The sequence below is a fragment of the Microbacterium trichothecenolyticum genome, from assembly GCF_041938625.1.
GTDB lineage: Bacteria > Actinomycetota > Actinomycetes > Actinomycetales > Microbacteriaceae > Microbacterium > Microbacterium trichothecenolyticum_D.
The window spans coordinates 3,573,807-3,589,976 of sequence record NZ_CP169427.1 but is presented as its reverse complement, the minus strand read 5'-3'; the positions used below and the strand labels follow the sequence as shown (position 1 = coordinate 3,589,976).

Below are 16,170 nucleotides of genomic sequence, written 5' to 3'. Positions count from 1 at the left end.
TGAGCGGCATGGCCGGGCCATCCCTCACGTGGGTCCCCGACATCCTCGGGAAGCCGTTCGAGCAGCTGACGCTGCCGCTCGGCGTGGACGGCGAGCAGGGGCCGCTCGTCGCCACGCTGGTGCGCAGCATCCCGAATCCGTTCCTGACGACGCTGTTCGCGCCGCTGCGCGACGTCGATGTGCTCTATGTGCACGGCTGGTCGGACTACTTCTTCCAGCGCGACCTCGCGCGCTTCTGGACGGCGCGCGGCGCGCGGTTCTACGCGCTCGACCTGCGCCGCTACGGCCGGAGCCTGCGCGACGGGGAGACGCCCGGGTACATCGACTCCCTCGAGGACTACGACGTCGACATCGCGGCGGCGCTGCGGGCGATGGGGCACGCGCCGTACCCGGCCGGACGATCTGGGTCGGGCGAACCGGACTCGCGTTCCCGAGGTCGCAAGCTGGTCCTCATGGGTCACTCGACCGGCGGCCTCACGCTCACCCTGTGGGCCGCGCGACACCCCGGCCGCGCGCACGCGGTCGTGCTCAACAGCCCCTGGCTCGAGCTTCAGCTGGGTACCCTCGGCAGGCAGGCGCTGGCGCCGCTCGTCGACATGCGGGCGAGGCTGGATCCGCGCGGCGCACAGCCCGCCGTGGACTTCGGGTACTACACGCGGGCACAGGATGAGATCGGCACGCTGCCGCAGGACGCGCACCGTGCGCTCTGGCGGCCGGAACGCGGATTTCCGACCGCTCCGGGGTGGCTGTCGGCCGTGATGGAGGGGCACCGCCGCGTGGCAGCCGGCGTCGACGTCGGCTGCCCGGCGATGGTGCTGCTGTCGGCCGGATCGACGACGCCGCTGTCGTGGAAGGAGTCCATGACGTCGACGGACTCCGTGCTCGTGGTCGACGACATCGCCCGGGCGTCCACCAGGATCGGGGAGCTCGTCACGATCGCCCGGGTCGACGGCGCCATCCACGACGTCTTCCTCTCGCGCCCTGCCGCTCGCGCGATCGCATACGATGCTCTCGACCGATGGGCTCGCGCGTATGTCGTCCCGGACGAAAATGTCCCCCGAAGAGGGGACACCGCTCTTGTAGACAGTCGGGTTAAGCTGTAGGGGAGATGTCCCCAGCATCTCAGGGAAGGCCCTCCCCAAGAATCCTTCCCATCCGTCGTCACGCGCCGCTAACCGGGGGGTTGGTGATGCGAGAGCAGACGACGACAGGCCCCGGGTGTCCCCAGCACCCGGGGCCTCTTATCGTTGGCGCGAGGTGCAGGCTGCGGCTCAGGCGGCCCGTCCGCTCACTCAGCCGTGCGGGCGAAGACACGGAAGAGGAGTACGTACGTGGTGAGCGACAGCACGTACCCGACGAGGTACACCACGAGCTCCTGAGCGAGGAAGCGGCTGTAGTCGAGCACCCCGTCGACGACCGCGGGGGAGCTCTGACCCATCAGGAACGCCGCCGTCTGCCCGGCGGCGAGGATCGCCAGCAGCGCCAGCACGGCGAGCAGCGCGAGCCAGATGCGGCTGCGCCACACCCGGCCGGTCACGGCCATCGCGGTCGACGACGTCCAGTCCGGCACCTCAGGGTCGAGCCACCCGTTCACCTTCGGGATGAGGATGATCGCCGCGATGAACGCGGCGTTGAGGATCGCGGTGCCGACCCCGACGGCCGAGCCCCCGTCGACGTCGCTGCGCACGAGCGAGGGGACGAGCAGGACGACCAGGACCGGCAGCGTCGCGACGACGGCCGAGAACACGGCCCGGAGGAAGCGCATGGCCCGAGTGTAGGGTCGGATTCCACCGCGACCGAGGAGCAACGACGATGCCCATCATCCCCACGTCGGCCGATGCCATGACGACTCTCCGCCGGCGCACCAGCGAGAAGTGGGGCGTCTACGCCGACGACGTGCTGCCGATGTTCGTCGCCGAGATGGATTTCCCGCTCGCGCCGGCGATCCAGAGGGCATTGCACGAGGCGATCGACCTCGGCGACACCGGCTACGTGAATCCTCTGGATCCCGGCGCCCGGGAGGCGTTCCGCGATTACGCCGCGGCCGCGTGGGGATGGGAGCCGGATGTCGAGCGGATGGGCACCACGACCGATGTCAGCGTCGTCATCGTGGAGTCGTTGCGCCGGCTGATCGAACCCGGCGACGGGGTCGTGATCACGCCTCCGATCTATCCGCCGTTCTACGACCTCATCCCCGAGGCCGGCGGGGTGGTGGTCGAGGTGCCGCTGCGTGACGACGGATCCTCGTACGCGCTCGACCTCGACGGCATCGACCGGGCGCTGGCCGCGGGTGCCCAGGGCGTGCTGCTGTGCAGCCCGCACAACCCCGTCGGACTCGTCCACGACCGGGCGACGCTCGAAGAACTCTCCCGCATCGTGGCCACGAACGACGGGTTCGTCGTCGCGGACGAGATCCACGCGCCGCTCACCCATCACGGCGTGGCGTTCACCCCTTACCTCGCCGTCTCGGACGAGGCGCGGGCGCACGGCATCGCCGCCCAGTCGGGCAGCAAGGCGTTCAACCTCGCGGGGCTGAAGACCGCGCTGTTCGTGTCAGCGTCGGACCGCATGACCGACCTCATCCGCTCGCTGCCGGAGGAGGTCGCCTTCCGGACCGGCCAGTTCGGGCTGATCGCGACGCGGGAGGGGTTCGCCCACGGCCGGGAGTGGCTCGCCGGCACGGTCGCCGCCGTGCAGGCCAACGTCGACCATCTGCAGGCCGAGCTCGAGGCACATCTGCCTGCGGTGCGGCTCCGTCGCCCATCGGCGAGCTATCTGGCGTGGCTGGATATGTCGGCCCTGGGCTGGGGGGACGACCCCGCCGTCATCGCCGAACAGCGGGCGCGCGTCGCCTTGTCGAACGGCCCCGCGTTCGGCCGGCAGGGCGGGGGGTATGCGCGGATGAACCTCGCCTGCTCTCCCGAGACCATCACCGAGGCGGTGCGGCGGCTCGCCGCCGCATCGCTGCCGACCGATCATCAGGCGTCCTGAACGACGACATCTCGATCATGGGCACGGCATCGAGTGGCAGCGGGTCGTGAAGGGGCCAGTGCTCCTCGTGGCCGTTGTGTTCGACGTCTGCGACGAGCGCTGCTCCCGCGTGTGATCCGCGCCTGGTCCCGCGGCCCCGCAGCGCGCCGGCCGCACGCATGTCCGCCTCTCGGGACCGAAACCAGAAGCCGAGTGGCTCGCGTCAGGGGTAGCCGACCTAGGTGATCGGGCGGTGCGTCCCCAGGCGCCAGGTTGCGGCTTCGATGATCACATCGTCGACCGTCCAGTGATCCGCGGCGTGCTCACCGTACTTCGAGGCAACGACCTCGCCTCCAGGTGCTATCAGGAGGTCGGCAGGAAGTCCAAGGCTGCCGCCGTTCGGTCTGAGCGGGGCGACCAATCGGCGGTGAGTGGCCGTGGCTATCGCGTGAACGATCGCAGTCGCACTCGGTCCCCAAGCGCGTGGGTCGAGCAGGGCGCGCGCAGATGATTCCGCCCCCATGCGCCGGAACAGAGATCTCTCCGGGTCGGCGACGACGTCGAAGGGTAGCTCCGGTTGGTAGCGGGCGAGCTCCTGTCGCGTGGACGGGTAGACGAGGAGGGTGCGCACGCCGGCACGCTCGATCTCGGCGTGCCGTCCGGCGAATGCGTGCACATGAAGGGTGCACACCGGGCAGCCCGCGAAGCGCAGGAGGTGAACGTGGATAAGGTCCTCACCGTTCGGAAGACGGAGCCGGTCACCGGCGATCGTCACGAGCGAAAGCGGGCCGACGCGGTCACCGGGTCCCAGGCGGCGTCCGCCCCGGGTCCTTACTGTCCTCTCTCTCTCCTCTCTCCTCCTGTCGCCGACACCTCTCTCCTCTTCTCTCTTCTCTCTCGTCTCTCGTCTCTCTCTTCCGTCTTGCCTCTCTCTTCCGCTTCGCTTCTCTCTTCGGTCTCGCCTCTCTCACCTGGCTCGTCGTCATCGAAACGGGGCGACGCATCGTCGGTGACATTCGCGTTCGTTTGAGGCGCGTCCGCGTGCATGCTCGCGGGCGGGCGATTCGGGCGCCGTGGTGACTTCGCCTGTCGAGCGCTCCGGTGTGGTCACTCTGCCGCACGTTCACGGACCGCCTACGGACGAGCTCGGCCGCGTACGTGGGGCCGGCACGGCCCCCTCGGCGATGGCTTCCTCGCTAAGCCGCTGCTGGCGTATTCCGGTGGACCCTCGCGCGCAACTCCCAGTAATACGACTCACCGGTGTTCCGCCGCGCCGCCGGCCCGCTCGCGCGGGCTTCGACTGCGGCTTGCAACGCCTCTTCATCGTGGATGCCCGCGCGCGCCAGCGCTATGCGGTTGGAGGCGTCAAGCAACTCTCGTTCCCAGTCCGGATCGGGAGGACATCTCTGATACGACGTGTCGCGGGGTCCGCTGATAGTCGACTGTTCACGAACCTGTGAGCTACACATCTAGGAGGCGTACCGTTCGATCATGGAGACACAGACACGAACGAGCGGCATCGATGTCGCTGCGCTGGGCCTGGGATCAGTGCTGGTGGGGTCGTTGCCTGCTGCGCTGCTGACAGACCACGCCCCGGAGCGTTACACGGTGGAGGCGGTATTCACCCGTCGCCCTGAACGCGACGAGGTCACGGAGATCCTGGGGATCGAGACTCGGGACCGGCTCGCGCGGGCCGGGTACCCCACCGTCGAGGTGACGGTCTCGGACCGTCGGCTGGAGATCTCGAACACGAATCTGGAAGAACTCAGGGACGGGCTCGCGGCGGTCCTGGCGGATCGACTGGCTGAGATCAGTGCGGGTGTTCGCGCGCGCCAGGATGCCGCTGCAATGAAGTTCCACGATGCAGCGGAGACCGAGCAGGCTCGCGCGGCCGCGGTGGCGGCGCTCGCTGAGTCCATCACCTTCCAGGCATCCGCGTCGGCGAAGGCGCCCGGATCTGCGGGCGATCAGACGGCAGGGGCCGCGACCGATCAAGAGCAGATCGATAGTTGGGGAACCGAGGGCGGGCACAGCCGCTGAGCACGATGCAGGTGCCCGGTACTATCCGGACCGGCAGATGAGCAGATCGGAGCAGAGGAACGGAGGGCATCCGCACGCGGCGGTCGTATACAACCCGACGAAGGCGCCGGTCGAACGCATCCGCACGGCGGTTGCCGAGCATGAGCGTCGTATGGAGTGGGAGCCGACCCGGTGGTACGAAACCGCGAGCGAGGATGCCGGACGAGCTGCCGTGGCGCAGGCTGCCGCGGGCGACCCGGCGGTCGTGATCGTGGCCGGCGGAGACGGCACCGTCCGCGCCGCGGCCGCGGAGTTGCGCGACACGGGCATCCCGATTGCGCTGGTCCCCTCAGGCACGGGGAACCTGCTCGCCCGCGACCTCGGCACACCCCTCAACGACATTCCCGCCAGCGTCTCGGTGGCCTTCACCGGGGTCGATCGCACGGTCGATGTCGGTGTCGCGGAGGTCGAGGACGAGGATGGCGTCCGGCAGGCGCACGTGTTCATGGTGATGGCGGGGATCGGACTGGACGCCCAGATGGCGCAGGAGACCAGCGCGGTCGCGAAGAAGCGCCTCGGGTGGTTCGCGTACGTCACACCGATCGCACGATCGATCGTCGCGAATCGGCTCTTCCACCTGACGTACCGCATCGACGGCGGACGCAGCAGATCCACCCGTGCGCACACCGTCATCGTGGGCAACTGCGGAACCCTCACGGGCAATATGCTGCTGATCCCGGCCGCCGTCATCGACGACGGACTCCTGGATGTCGTCATCATGCGGCCGGCGGGTCCGTTCGGCTGGGCGCAGATCGGAACGAGGCTGACGCTCCAGAGCGCTGCTCGCCGCTCCCCGTTCACCCGGCGATGGCTCTCACGGTCGCCGGACCTTCACGCGCTCGGCTACGTCCAGGGCAGGCAGTTCGAGGTGCGCTTCGAAACCCCTCACGCGGTGGAGCTGGACGGTGACCCCTTCGGGCACGTCGTCCGTGCGCGCATCAGCGTCGCACCGGGTGCGCTGCACGTCCGCGTCGTGGCCCCGCCGTCGACGGCGTCGTGATCCTGCTCGCTCAGGGCTTGGGGCGCCGGGCGCGCTGGCGGAGGATCCCGAAGATGAGGGTGCCGACGAAGAGCACGATCCCGATGATGCCCAGCCACATCAGGCCGTCGAAGACGAAACCGACGATCGACAGCACGACCCAGGCAACCAGCAGGATGAGAAGGACTGTCCACATGTTCCTCACGGTACGCTCCTCGCCCGACCGAAGACAGAGCTCCGCCCGTGCGCGTACGCTCATGAGCAGGGCACCGAGACCCCGCGCCTGGTCATTCTGAGATGAACGGTGGCGCAAGCGATGTCCACGAGTCCCGACCACCAGCCGGGTGATGCCCTCGAGATCGCCGTGGCCGCGCTCGTGGCCGGCGGCGACGACCTGTGCTCGCCGTTGCGAGCGGCTGTCGCGATGCCCGGCGCGGTGGTGTCGACACTCGGCTCGCCGATGGGCTCAGAGACGGTGTGCGCCAGCACGAAGCTCGGCGCACGGATCGACGAGATCCAGATCGACCTCGGCGAGGGGCCGTCCTGGGAAGCTCTCCGCACGAGGCTTCCTGTCACGGCGTCCGACCTGCAGGTCGATGGCGGGGCGTTGTGGCCCGGCACATGGGCCGCCCTGCGAGAGCTCGATGTGGGAGCGCTCTTCGCGTTCCCGCTGTATGTCAGCACGCTCAGCATCGGCTCGATCGCCCTCTACTCGATGACCGCCCGCGAGTTGTCCGATGCTGACATCGAACGGATGAGCCGCCTGGCGGCCATCGTCTCGAGCACTCTCCTGAGGAGGGCGCTGAACCGTCTCGATGCGCCGGACGACGGTGCGCGGGACGAACCGTACTCTCGTCGTGAGGTTCACCAGGCGACCGGAATGGTCGCAGCACGGAACAGCATCGGCGTGGACGACGCCCTTCTGCTCCTCCGCGGCCACGCGTTCGCGGCGGGGCGTCCGGTGCGCGACGTCGCGGCGGACGTCATCGCACGCCGGCTCGACCTGAGACTGTGATCCCAAGGCTTAGGATGACGGCATGACGGCGCTCACCCGCGAGCATCAGCTGCTGGGAACCTTCGTCACTCTGGCGGACTCACTCGTCGACGACTTCGACATCGTCGACGTGCTCCAGCGGCTCGTCGACGACTGCATCTCGCTGTTCGACGCGTCGGCTGCCGGCATCCTGCTGCTCAGCCCGTCCAACCGGCTGGAAGTGATCGCCTCCACGAGCGAGCGGAGCGAACTCGTCGAGCTGATGCAGTTGCGCGTCGGCGCCGGGCCCTGCGTCGAGGCGGCGACAGGGGGAGAGGTCGTCTCGGTCGACGACATCGATCAGATCGCCCATCGTTGGCCCGCATTCGCCACCGATGCGCGCGCTTCCGGGTTCTCGTCGATCCATGCGATCCCGCTGCGGCTCCGCGACTCGACGCTGGGATCGCTGAATCTGTTCCGCGATGAGGCCGGCGCGCTGAACGCGGCCGATGCCGCGGCCGCGCAGGCATTGGCCGATATCGCCACCATCAGCATTCTGCAGCAGCGTTTGGTCGAGGAATCCGAGGTCGCACAGGCTCAGCTGCAGCGCGCGCTCGACAGCAGGGTCGTGATCGAGCAGGCCAAGGGATACCTCGCCCAGATGCGGGACATCGACATGGATGAGGCGTTCGCACGGATCCGGAGCCACGCCCGCTCCACACAGACGCGCATCGGCGTCGTCGCGCGCGACGTCATCGACGGGCGACTGTCGCTCTGACTCCTCGATGGCCGGGCGAGCAGCTAGACGGCTTGTCGTTGCTGGAGCAACGGGCACTCGAACGGATCGCGCTCGCCGAGTCCGACCCTGTTGATGTACCGGACGACGATTCCGTACGACTGCCAGAGGCCCGTCTCGGTGTAGGGGACCTGGTGTTCCACACAGAAGGCGCGGATCATCCCGGACGCTTGACGGAGGTGAGGTCGAGGCATCGAGGGGAACAGGTGATGCTCGATCTGGTAGTTGAGTCCTCCCATGACCGTGTCGAGCATCCGACTGCCACGGATGTTGCGGCTCATGAGCACCTGCCGGTGGAGGAAGTCGACCTTCACGTCGGCCGGGACGAGCGGCATCCCCTTGTGGTTCGGCGCGAACGCCATTCCCATGTAGACCCCGAACAGCCCGAGTTGGACGCCGAGGAAGGCGAAGGCGATCCCTGGGGACAGCACGAGGAAGACGAGCACGACGAACCCGACGATCCGCACTGTGAGGAAGGCGATCTCGATCGGACGGTGTCGCAGCTGCTCACGTCCGAACACACGCCGCACGCTCGACGCGTGCAGCGAGAGCCCTTCGAGCAGCAGGATCGGGAAGAACAGCACCCCCTGATGGGCGATCAGCCAGCGCAGCGGTCCGCTTCGACTCGCACGCCGCTTGTCGGCCTGCTCGGGGGTGAACGCGATGACCGGGAGTTCGATGTCGGGGTCACTGCCGATCTTGTTGGGGTTGGCATGATGCCGCGTGTGCTTGTGCTGCCACCAGCCGTAGCTCATGCCCACGAGCAGATTCCCCAGGACGAGGCTGGTCCAGTCGTTCCACCGTCCGGAGCGGAAGATCTGCCGATGCGCGGCGTCGTGCCCGAGCATCGCGACCTGGGTGAGCAGGACGGCGAGGACAGCCCCGATGACCAGCTGCCACCAGGTGTCGCCGAGGAGCACGAAGACGGCGAGCACGCTCGCAATGACGATCGGCGCCGCGATGAGCTTGGTCCAGTAGTACCCGTAGCGGCGCCGCATGAGGCCGCTTCCTGTCACCGTCTGCGACAGCTCGGTGTAGAGGTTCGGCGCTTTCGGGGTCGTGGACCGCACGCTGGAGGCGATCGACCCGGCAGTGTTGATGGCCATTTCGTGCTCCTGTCAGATGTAGCGCACGGCGTGCGCCCAATGACAGGGTCTAGGCCATCTGACCTCAGACTACGCCGCTTCCCGAGTGTGGGTGTCGGCATGCAGCAAACACGAAGGCGATCCCCTCGAATTCGCTGCAGGGCTACCGAGCCATGTGCGCGAGAAGCTCGTCGACCTCGATCGAGCACACGCCGATACGCGAGTCTCCGATGCCGATCGGGACCCAGATCACGCCGTCCACGATGAGCCCGCCACACGAGTACACGACGTTGGGCACGTAGCCGTCGCGACGGTCGTCGATCGGTTGCACGATCGGAGTGGCGGTCTGTCCGAGGACGATCGTCGGGTCGTCGAGGTCGAGGAGCAGCGCTCCGAGGGAGTATCTGCGCATCGGGCCCACTCCGTGAACGAGCACGATCCAGCCGTGCGGTGTCTCCAGTGGTGGGCCGCAGTTGCCGGTCTGCACGATCTCCCAAGGTTCCGACGGGGGGTGGACGGTACCGGCCTGGTTCCAGATCACGCCGTCGTGGGACTCCGCCAGCGAGATGTTCTCGCCCCCGCTGCGGCTCAACGCGAGGTACCTGCCGCCTACGGGGCGAGGGAACAGAGCCATCCCCTTGTCCTGGGCAGCATCGCCGGTCAGGCGATGGATGTCGAACTCGCGCAGATCCGAGGTGACGATCAGCCGTGGGGCGATGGCGCGCCCGTCGTACGCGGTGTAGGTTCCGCGGTAGTGGGTGGTCCCGGCGAGGTCGGTGAATCGCACGAATCGTGCGTCCTCCATCCCGTGCCGTTCCTCTGCCGCCACCGGGGTCAGCACACGCTGGCTGAGCGAGGTCTCGGGGGAGAACACGGCGCGATAGACGGAGATCGCCAGCTCGCGAATCGCCTCGATGTGCCGAGCGCTGTCCGCGCGCCGAGAGAGCGCCTTCGGCAGGCGTGTCACGGAGGCCTCGACGTCTGACACGGTGAACCGGTCGTCGAGCCCCTGCAGCACATTGTGCGAGATCTCATTGACGAGCCCCACCTCCTCGACCGCGGCGCGGAAGTGGATGATGCTCCAGTCCCCTTCGTCGATCCGCGCTCGCCACAGCGGAAGCATCCGATCCACGAATGTCCAGCGCCGGCCGGGACCGATGATGGCTTCGGCGAATTCGATGGAGGAACGGTGACCCTCCCCGATGGCGCGGAGAGCTACCGCGACACGCAGCTGCCCGGGAGCCAACCCTGTCTGGTCGGGATGCTCGATCGCGCTGGGGTTGCACAGCGCTGCGCCTTCGACGGCGTACTCCGCCGTGAAACTCGCGCCGAGCACCAGACGACGCGCGACGCTGATGTCGACCGGGTCGGCCAGACGAGAGCTCACGACGTCGGCGTTCTCCAGGAACAGCGCGCCGACATCGGGATGCCGCGAACCGAAGTCGCGGGCCAGCTCGGCCGCGAGCGCATCCGTCTGATCGGCGGGCAGCGCCATCACGCGCGCGATGATCTCGCCTGCGCGCGAATGCTCGGCAGACCATTCTTCGCCCGGCAGGAACAACTGGGCGATCACGCGGTCTGGCTGCGCCCTCAGTTCCGCCGTGTGGATGCGTGCCGTCATGGCGCGGCCGGCATACGGTGTCGGAGCGCCTGCTGGTAGGTGCTCAACGCGGCCAATGTCGATTCGGCGCCGCGGTTCTCGTTCCTGCCGTCGGGTTCGAGCCCGTCGAAGCCGGCGCCGGTCTCGGCGTCGAACATGATGGTCCCGCTGTCGTTGAGACCGGTGAACCACTGCCACGCGAGCGTGATCGGAGGGAGCCACACCGGGTCGCCGGTGACGGCGTGCGCCGTGGCGCACGCGTCCGCGAGCGCGGCGAGCTCCAGCGGCTGCTGATCGAATGACGGGCCCTTCTCGCGGGGTCCGCGCCCCGCCGTCCCCGTCACGGAGAATCGGCCGTTCGATGTCTCGACCGAGAGCAGAAAGTCGAGCATCCGCAGACCCTGGGTCGTGGCCGCCTTGTCTCCGAGGGCATCGCCTGCGGCGATCAGCGCTTCCGCGATCGATGCGTTGCCGTAAGCCAGGCGACGTTCAGGCCACCGCCAGGGGGGAGCCGGCAGATCGGGCATCGCCCGGATGTATTCCCGGAGAAGCGTCCGGGCGATGTGGTCGTCGGCGCGCACGCGCACGATCTCCGCCGCACCGAGGGCCGCGTAGGCAAGGGTCCGCAGGCTCGTCGACCGCTCGCGCGCGGCGATCCGGAACGTCCGCAGTGCGCGCGCACGGGTCCACGGGTCGCCTCGCTGCGCGGTGATCGTGCCGAGTGCCCACAGCAGCCGTCCCCACCAGTCGCCCATGCCCGGGTCGTCGGACCACTCCCCATCGGAGCCCATCCGATTGTGCGCGAGACCGTCTGCGCGCACCGCCGACTCAAGGAAACGCAGATAGGTCGCAGCCAATCGCCTGAGCTCGACGGTCTGCTGCTGTTCGCGCGCGACCACGATCAGCGCGCGCGCCACATCGTCGACGCAGTATCCGTGTTCGCGGCGAGGCTCGGCGAGGAGCGCGTGCTCGAAGACGCCGTTGTGATCCGTCAGCGCGCGGAGGTGGTCGTATGGCGGAGACGGGACCATCATGCGGCCCTGCCGGCGGCGAGCCGCGCTGTGGCGGTGCGGTAGCGGTCTGCGACTGCGGACCACGTCGTCTTGTTCGTCTCGCGGAGCGCGGTCTCGCGCATGCGATCGGCGACGGCCGCGCTGGTGATGATCTCGCGCAGCGCTCGCGCCGTGGCGTCGGGGTCCTGGTGGGGGACCACGATCCCGGCTCCGTTCGACAGCAGCTCCACAGCGTGGGGGAATGCCGTGGCGACGACGGGAACGCCGGCTGCAACGGCTTCGGCGAGGACGCCGGAGGTCGCCTGGTCGAGCGAATCGTACGGCAGGAGCACGACGTCCGCCGACGCGATGAGTGCGGCGAGCTGTGACGCCTCGAGGTAGCGGCCATCGATGCGGACCGACGACCCGATGCCGAGGTCGCCCGCGAGACCCGCGAGCATGGTGCGGTAGCCTTCCCCCGCGTGCGCCTGCACCTTGGGGTGCGTCTGACCGGCCACGATGTACTCGACGTCCGGCGTGATGTCCGTGAGCTGCGCCACGGCGCGGATGCCCCACTCGATTCCCTTGCCGGGCGAGAGGAGACCCCAGGTGACGACGCGGCGGCCGCTGTGCGGCTCCGATCCGCGGAGAGCCACATGCTGCACGCCATGCGGGATGACGCGAACGCGGGTGAGATCGACCGCGTAGGTCGCGGCGAGGTTGTCACGGGCGTGGATCGTCATCACGACCACCACGGACGCGAGTCGGCACACTTCCTCGAGGACCTCCCGCTGATGCGGCGTGGGCGCCACGAGCACGGTGTGGAGCACGACGACGGCGGGGATCCGCAGCGCAGCGAGCACGCCGATGACCTCATCGCCGTCGCGACCACCGTAGATCCCGTACTCGTGCTGCACGATCGCGACATCGCACGCGTTCAGCGCCAGGGTCGCGCGCAACGCGCTGAGACTGTCGCCGGCGATCAGTTCGGTCCGCACGCGTGACCGTGCACGAGGATCTTGGTGACCCCGCTCCTCGGGCTGATCGAGCGCACGGACGATGGTGCCCTCGTCGTCGTGCCGGACGAGCGCAGCGGAGAGCGACTCGGTGAAGGTGGCCAGCCCGCAGCGGGTCGGCGGAAAGGTGCTGAGGAATCCGTAGTGAGTCACGGCGACGCTCCCTGATGATGCCCGGGGCGGTCGCCCCAAGCGATGGCGAGACGTCTGCCGGCGGCATCCCTCGTGGAACCACGCCTTCATCGCCGCGGTCCGGTCCACCTCCGGGTTCGCACCCGGACGCTGTGGTTGCACGGTACACGTCCGACCTGGACGTCGTCACAGGGTCAGCGAGCCAGCACGGTCTCGTAGACGCTCAGGTACTCGTCGACCATCCGCTCCACGCCGAATCGCGCGATGGCGCGTTCGTGGACGCGACGGCGGTCCAGCGACGCGACGGCCGGGAGAGCCGAGATCGCCTCGTCGATCGAGGCCACGGTGCTGCCCGTCACACCCTCGTCGATGACCTCCGCCATCGATCCCCGGCGGTACGCGAGAGCCGGCGTTCCGCACATCATCGATTCGGCCACCGAGAGCCCGAACGGCTCGTCGAAGTCGATCGGGTGCAGCAGTGCGGCGGCGTGACCGAGGACGCGCGCGCGTTCCTCGGGTGCCACGGCGCCGAGGAAGACGACGCGGTCCCCGTCGATGTGGGGCTCCACCTCGTCGCGGAAGTAGTCGACGTGCTGGACGAGGCCGCAGATCACCAGCCGGCGGCCGGCCCGTCGCGCGATCTCGATCGCCGTAGCGGTGCCCTTGTCGGGGTGGATGCGTCCGAACGACACCAGGTAGTCGTCCGGCTCGGGTACGTACGGGAGTTCCTCGGGATCGATCCCGTGGTGGATCGTCGCGAGGTACTCCAGGCCGGGGGAGCGGTCGGCGTCGGAGATGGAGACGAACGTCGAAGCTGAGGCGAGATACGCGGGCAGGATCGCGGGACCGGAGAAGCCGTGGATCGTCGTGACCATCGGGGCGGCCCAATGGGCGGTGAAGGCGAGCGGCAGCCAGTCGAGCTGGTTGTGCACGAGATCGTATTCGCTCGACCGTTCCAGCGCGTGTGCGACGTGAAGCGCCTCCCACACCCGGCCGTCCATCGTCGGATCCTCCGCGTAGCCGTGCGGCGCGACGGCATCGAGGTCGCCGCCGGTGATCGAGTCGGCGGTGGCGAACAGCGTCATGTCTACCCCGCGACGCACCAGCCCCTCGGTCAGCAGGCTCGTCACGCGCTCCCACGGTCCATAACTGATCGGCGGCGTCCGCCAGGCGATGGGACCGAGCATCGCGACCTTCACTCGAGCACTCGTCGGTTCGTCGCGGTGGCCGGCGCGTCGCTACCGTTCGTCTGTGCCTGTGCGCTCATGATCGGACGTTACGCCCCCATCCTGGATGGCTCACAGCTCGAGTCGGCTCGTGCACCCGACGCACGACTCCGCGAGCACTCCGGGCTGCTCGCGCTCGGCCCCCACTCGCGCCTGCCGCATGGGACGATGAGACATGGAACAGTCATCACGCGCCCGCTCGTGCGCCGTGGGAGATCTCGACGACTTCGACATCAACCACCGTGTTTCGTTCGCGCGCCCTCCGAACCACAGCAGTTCACGACCTCGCGTGAGCGGTCGCCTCAAGCGCATCAGGGGTGTGGACTACCTGATGGGCAACATGCGTCGCCCAGGCATTGAACTCGTCGTCGCCTTTCCGCAACAGCTCGGCGGCGAGGTCGCGGACGTCTTCGGTCCGCTGCCCTTGACATATCTGGTCGAGGTGGGGCAGCCGATGCATGACCTTCGGAAACCGTTCGCGTACTGAGCGGCATAATGCGGAGCTTGCTCGCACCTACGTCGCGATCCTGATCGGGCCTGCGCCCGGATGGGGATGAGATTCCGGCGGACGCGGGCCGCGGGTGCCGCCATCGCGGTCCCTGGAACCGGACGATGGCCTCGATCAAGCAGAGAGCTGACGGCGTCTGGCGCGCTCGCTATCGCGACGACGCCGGACGGGAGCACGCCCGCCACTTCACCCTCAAGCGCGACGCGCAACGATGGCTCGACGAAGTCGCTGCGGCCGTCGTCACCGGCCAGTATGTCGACCCCAAAGCGGGACGCATCACGTGGGCGGAGTGGACGACCCGGTGGATGGAGCGACAATCCTGGGCGCTGGGCACGCACGAGGCCGCGGCTGTCGCGGTTCAGAGCGTCCCGTGGCGCGACGGCCCCATCGCGGGCGCGAAGTCCTCGCACGCCCAGGCGTGGGTAGCTGACGAGTCGAAACGCGGGCTCGCGGCATCCACCATCAAGACGCGCCTCAACTACGTGCAGATGTCGTTCCGCGCCGCCGTCGCGGACAAAGTCATCGCGTCGAGTCCGGCTGTCGGCGTCAAGGCGCCACGAGGACGTAAGGCCGAAGCCGCGATGCGGATCTTGTCCGCAGAGGAGGTCAACGCCGCTCTCGATGCCGCCGGAGACTTCCGCGGCTTCGTCGAAGTATGCGTCTTCGCCGGCCTCCGACTCGGCGAGGCAGCCGGTCTGCAGCTGCGCGACGTGAACTTTCTCGGGCGAGCGATCACAGTCGCGCGGCAGGTGCAGGGTGCGACGAACACCACCGCCCAGGTCGTGCCGCCCAAATACGAGTCCGAGCGCACGGTCTACGTCCCTGACGCGCTGATCGCGTCACTGGCCGCGCATGTCCAGCGTCAGCAGGTGACGGCCCACGACGAGCAACTCTTCGTCACGCCGCTCGGCCGGCTCTGGCACCGCAACAACGCCGCGGAGGAGTGGCGCCGCATCCGGGAGGCGGCGGGACTGCCCGACGAGATCACCCTGCACACCCTCCGGCACACGTTCGCGTCGAACTTGATCGCGCAGGGCTGCGACGTCGTCACTGTGCAGCGAGCGCTCGGCCACTCCACACCATCGATCACGCTGAACGTCTACAGTCACCTCTGGCCGTCCGCCGAGGACAAGACGAGGTCTGCAACGGCATCGTTCATGGCGGAAATCCGCAATTCTGCGGACTCACTGCGGACTGGAACCGAAAAAACCCAGGTCAGAGGCTCGCGTCAGCGGTAGTTGACGAACTGGAGGTCGACGTCGAGGTCGGCGGCCTTGAGCAGGCGCTGCACCTCCTGCAGGTCATCGCGCGACTTGGACTGCACGCGCAGTTCGTCGCCCTGGATCTGCGACTTCACCGACTTGGGGCCCTCGTCGCGGATGATCTTCGAGATCTTCTTCGCGTTCTCGGATGAGATGCCGTCCTTGATCGTGGAGATGATCCGGTACTCCTTGCCGCTGGCGAAGGGCTCGCCCGACTCGAGGCTCTTCAGCGAGATGCCGCGCTTGATGAGCTTGGACTGGAAGACGTCGAGGACGGCCTTCGCGCGGTCCTCGGTGCTGGCCTTGATGAGCACGGACTCACCGCTCCACTCGACCGAGGCCCCGGTGCCCTTGAAGTCGTAGCGCTGCTCGATCTCTTTGCGTGCCTGGTTGAGGGCGTTCTCCGCCTCCTGGTGGTCGACCTTGCTGACGATGTCGAACGAAGAATCTGCCATGGCGGGCAGTCTATCGGCGGGTGCCGTGCGGCGCGGGAGAACGGATGCTGCTGCAAGCGGTTCCAGTGGGAGTATGGCGTGCAAGCGGTTCCATGCG

At 68.2% G+C, this 16,170-nt stretch carries 17 protein-coding genes; 8 read left to right on the top strand and 9 right to left on the bottom strand.

The genetic code is table 11. The annotated features are described in order from the left end of the window. The first annotated feature begins 8 nt into the window (after window positions 1-8). On the top strand, window positions 9-1,103 hold the full coding sequence (locus ACEYYH_RS16710) for an alpha/beta hydrolase (RefSeq protein ID WP_374975434.1): 1,095 nt from the start codon (window positions 9-11) through the stop codon (window positions 1,101-1,103). A gap of 185 nt (window positions 1,104-1,288) precedes the next feature. Here the strand turns inward: ACEYYH_RS16710 and ACEYYH_RS16705 are convergent, their stop codons facing one another. Further along, entirely contained in the window at window positions 1,289-1,765 is a 477-nt protein-coding gene (locus ACEYYH_RS16705; protein WP_374975433.1) for a hypothetical protein, read from the bottom strand. 47 nt (window positions 1,766-1,812) lie between these two features. Between ACEYYH_RS16705 and ACEYYH_RS16700 the strand changes: the two genes are divergently transcribed. Next, a complete protein-coding gene (locus ACEYYH_RS16700) occupies window positions 1,813-2,991 on the top strand; it encodes a MalY/PatB family protein (protein ID WP_374975432.1) in 1,179 nt (392 codons plus the stop codon). A gap of 217 nt (window positions 2,992-3,208) precedes the next feature. On the opposite strand, the gene ACEYYH_RS16695 is transcribed toward ACEYYH_RS16700, so the two are convergent. Then, on the bottom strand, window positions 3,209-3,745 hold the full coding sequence (locus tag ACEYYH_RS16695) for an AhpC/TSA family protein (RefSeq protein WP_374975431.1): 537 nt from the start codon (window positions 3,743-3,745) through the stop codon (window positions 3,209-3,211). Window positions 3,746-4,461: 716 nt separating this feature from the next. Here ACEYYH_RS16695 and ACEYYH_RS16690 point away from each other — a divergent pair. Next, window positions 4,462-5,010, top strand: a complete 549-nt coding sequence (locus ACEYYH_RS16690) for a hypothetical protein (protein ID WP_018170312.1) — start codon at window positions 4,462-4,464, stop codon at window positions 5,008-5,010. Window positions 5,011-5,047: 37 nt separating this feature from the next. Next, entirely contained in the window at window positions 5,048-6,049 is a 1,002-nt protein-coding gene (locus tag ACEYYH_RS16685; protein ID WP_374975430.1) for a diacylglycerol/lipid kinase family protein, read from the top strand. Window positions 6,050-6,059: 10 nt separating this feature from the next. Here ACEYYH_RS16685 and ACEYYH_RS16680 read toward each other — a convergent pair whose 3' ends face one another. Further along, entirely contained in the window at window positions 6,060-6,224 is a 165-nt protein-coding gene (locus ACEYYH_RS16680; protein ID WP_191173235.1) for a hypothetical protein, read from the bottom strand. A gap of 120 nt (window positions 6,225-6,344) precedes the next feature. On the opposite strand from ACEYYH_RS16680, the gene ACEYYH_RS16675 reads away from it, so the two are divergent. Next, a complete protein-coding gene (locus ACEYYH_RS16675) occupies window positions 6,345-7,043 on the top strand; it encodes a GAF and ANTAR domain-containing protein (RefSeq protein WP_374975429.1) in 699 nt (232 codons plus the stop codon). 22 nt (window positions 7,044-7,065) lie between these two features. Continuing rightward, window positions 7,066-7,779, top strand: a complete 714-nt coding sequence (locus tag ACEYYH_RS16670) for an ANTAR domain-containing protein (RefSeq protein ID WP_374975428.1) — start codon at window positions 7,066-7,068, stop codon at window positions 7,777-7,779. 23 nt (window positions 7,780-7,802) lie between these two features. Here ACEYYH_RS16670 and ACEYYH_RS16665 read toward each other — a convergent pair whose 3' ends face one another. From ACEYYH_RS16665 to ACEYYH_RS16645, 5 genes are all read right to left on the bottom strand, one after another. Further along, on the bottom strand, window positions 7,803-8,903 hold the full coding sequence (locus ACEYYH_RS16665) for a fatty acid desaturase family protein (RefSeq protein WP_374975427.1): 1,101 nt from the start codon (window positions 8,901-8,903) through the stop codon (window positions 7,803-7,805). Between the two features lie 142 nt (window positions 8,904-9,045). Then, window positions 9,046-10,455, bottom strand: coding sequence for a glycosylase (locus ACEYYH_RS16660; protein ID WP_374975426.1), 1,410 nt, complete (start codon window positions 10,453-10,455; stop codon window positions 9,046-9,048). Between the two features lie 44 nt (window positions 10,456-10,499). Then, window positions 10,500-11,516 carry a glycosyltransferase gene (locus ACEYYH_RS16655; protein ID WP_374975425.1) on the bottom strand — a complete coding sequence of 339 codons (1,017 nt, stop codon included), beginning with the start codon at window positions 11,514-11,516 and terminating at the stop codon, window positions 10,500-10,502. After that, window positions 11,513-12,643, bottom strand: a complete 1,131-nt coding sequence (locus ACEYYH_RS16650; protein ID WP_374975424.1) for a glycosyltransferase — start codon at window positions 12,641-12,643, stop codon at window positions 11,513-11,515. Before ACEYYH_RS16650 ends, ACEYYH_RS16655 begins: the two co-directional genes overlap by 4 nt. Before the next feature lie 173 nt (window positions 12,644-12,816). After that, window positions 12,817-13,809 (bottom strand): glycosyltransferase family 4 protein, encoded by a 993-nt coding sequence (locus ACEYYH_RS16645; RefSeq protein WP_374975423.1) that lies wholly within the window; start codon window positions 13,807-13,809, stop codon window positions 12,817-12,819. 214 nt (window positions 13,810-14,023) lie between these two features. Between ACEYYH_RS16645 and ACEYYH_RS16640 the strand changes: the two genes are divergently transcribed. Further along, complete coding sequence (locus ACEYYH_RS16640; RefSeq protein ID WP_374975422.1) at window positions 14,024-14,335, top strand: hypothetical protein; 312 nt, start codon at window positions 14,024-14,026, stop codon at window positions 14,333-14,335. A gap of 125 nt (window positions 14,336-14,460) precedes the next feature. Beyond that, window positions 14,461-15,594, top strand: coding sequence for a tyrosine-type recombinase/integrase (locus ACEYYH_RS16635; RefSeq protein WP_374975421.1), 1,134 nt, complete (start codon window positions 14,461-14,463; stop codon window positions 15,592-15,594). Here the strand turns inward: ACEYYH_RS16635 and ACEYYH_RS16630 are convergent. Beyond that, on the bottom strand, window positions 15,585-16,073 hold the full coding sequence (locus ACEYYH_RS16630; protein ID WP_374975420.1) for a YajQ family cyclic di-GMP-binding protein: 489 nt from the start codon (window positions 16,071-16,073) through the stop codon (window positions 15,585-15,587). The two genes, ACEYYH_RS16635 and ACEYYH_RS16630, sit on opposite strands and share 10 nt — an antisense overlap. Window positions 16,074-16,170: the final 97 nt, after the last annotated feature.

What these genes read in the sequence shown, in the direction of transcription:
- ACEYYH_RS16645 (WP_374975423.1), bottom strand. Translation starts at nt 13,809, where the DNA reads ATGCTCGGTCCCATCGCCTGGCGGACGCCGCCGATCAGTTATGGACCG.
- ACEYYH_RS16655 (WP_374975425.1), bottom strand. Translation starts at nt 11,516, where the DNA reads ATGATGGTCCCGTCTCCGCCATACGACCACCTCCGCGCGCTGACGGAT.
- ACEYYH_RS16700 (WP_374975432.1), top strand. Translation starts at nt 1,813, where the DNA reads ATGCCCATCATCCCCACGTCGGCCGATGCCATGACGACTCTCCGCCGG.
- ACEYYH_RS16640 (WP_374975422.1), top strand. Translation starts at nt 14,024, where the DNA reads ATGGAACAGTCATCACGCGCCCGCTCGTGCGCCGTGGGAGATCTCGAC.
- ACEYYH_RS16685 (WP_374975430.1), top strand. Translation starts at nt 5,048, where the DNA reads ATGAGCAGATCGGAGCAGAGGAACGGAGGGCATCCGCACGCGGCGGTC.
- ACEYYH_RS16690 (WP_018170312.1), top strand. Translation starts at nt 4,462, where the DNA reads ATGGAGACACAGACACGAACGAGCGGCATCGATGTCGCTGCGCTGGGC.
- ACEYYH_RS16680 (WP_191173235.1), bottom strand. Translation starts at nt 6,224, where the DNA reads ATGTGGACAGTCCTTCTCATCCTGCTGGTTGCCTGGGTCGTGCTGTCG.
- ACEYYH_RS16675 (WP_374975429.1), top strand. Translation starts at nt 6,345, where the DNA reads ATGTCCACGAGTCCCGACCACCAGCCGGGTGATGCCCTCGAGATCGCC.
- ACEYYH_RS16665 (WP_374975427.1), bottom strand. Translation starts at nt 8,903, where the DNA reads ATGGCCATCAACACTGCCGGGTCGATCGCCTCCAGCGTGCGGTCCACG.
- ACEYYH_RS16710 (WP_374975434.1), top strand. Translation starts at nt 9, where the DNA reads ATGGCCGGGCCATCCCTCACGTGGGTCCCCGACATCCTCGGGAAGCCG.
- ACEYYH_RS16705 (WP_374975433.1), bottom strand. Translation starts at nt 1,765, where the DNA reads ATGCGCTTCCTCCGGGCCGTGTTCTCGGCCGTCGTCGCGACGCTGCCG.
- ACEYYH_RS16635 (WP_374975421.1), top strand. Translation starts at nt 14,461, where the DNA reads ATGGCCTCGATCAAGCAGAGAGCTGACGGCGTCTGGCGCGCTCGCTAT.
- ACEYYH_RS16670 (WP_374975428.1), top strand. Translation starts at nt 7,066, where the DNA reads ATGACGGCGCTCACCCGCGAGCATCAGCTGCTGGGAACCTTCGTCACT.
- ACEYYH_RS16630 (WP_374975420.1), bottom strand. Translation starts at nt 16,073, where the DNA reads ATGGCAGATTCTTCGTTCGACATCGTCAGCAAGGTCGACCACCAGGAG.